We start from the raw sequence: 527 nt of genomic DNA, 5'->3' as shown, positions 1-527 counted from the left end.
ATGAAAGACAAGGTCGATCCGTACATGCAGCCTTTGTATGACGCGCTGAACGATTTCCTGCCGGGCAAGCAACTCGCCAAACTGATCGAGGAAAAGCGAATCGAAATTGCCCCGCTGGCCTTTATGCGCGGTCGGACTTTGGCCAATGCCTTTGTTGTTCTGGATGAGGCGCAGAACGCAACCACCATGCAGATGAAAATGTTCCTGACCCGTCTTGGAGAAGGCAGCCGCATGGTCATCACAGGCGACAGGTCTCAGGTCGATCTGCCGCGCGGTGTTCTGTCGGGTCTGGCGGATGCGGAACGGCTGCTGAAGGCGATTCCAAACATCAGCTTCAACTATTTCACGTCAAAAGATGTTGTGCGCCACCCGCTTGTGGCGGCCATTATTGAGGCATATGAGGCTGAAGCTGGCCGCGAAACGGGGTGATATCCCGGGCCTCGTCGGTTTGAGGCTGCGGAAAGTGTCGAAATGAACCTGGAAGTCACAGTCGAAGACTCGCGTTGGCAAAATCTTGAAGACTTGTC

Annotated in this window: 1 protein-coding gene; it reads left to right on the top strand. The window is 54.6% G+C overall.

Features of this window, described 5'->3' with window-relative positions; all coding sequences use genetic code 11:
- Window positions 1-429, top strand: a 429-nt coding sequence (locus ACR1XY_RS24930; protein ID WP_480597572.1) for a PhoH family protein, incomplete at its 5' end; no start/stop codon positions are given.
- Window positions 430-527: the final 98 nt, after the last annotated feature.

It is taken from the genome of Ruegeria sp. AD11(2025) (genome assembly GCF_056542405.1).
This window is presented reverse-complemented; position numbering and strand designations above follow the sequence as displayed.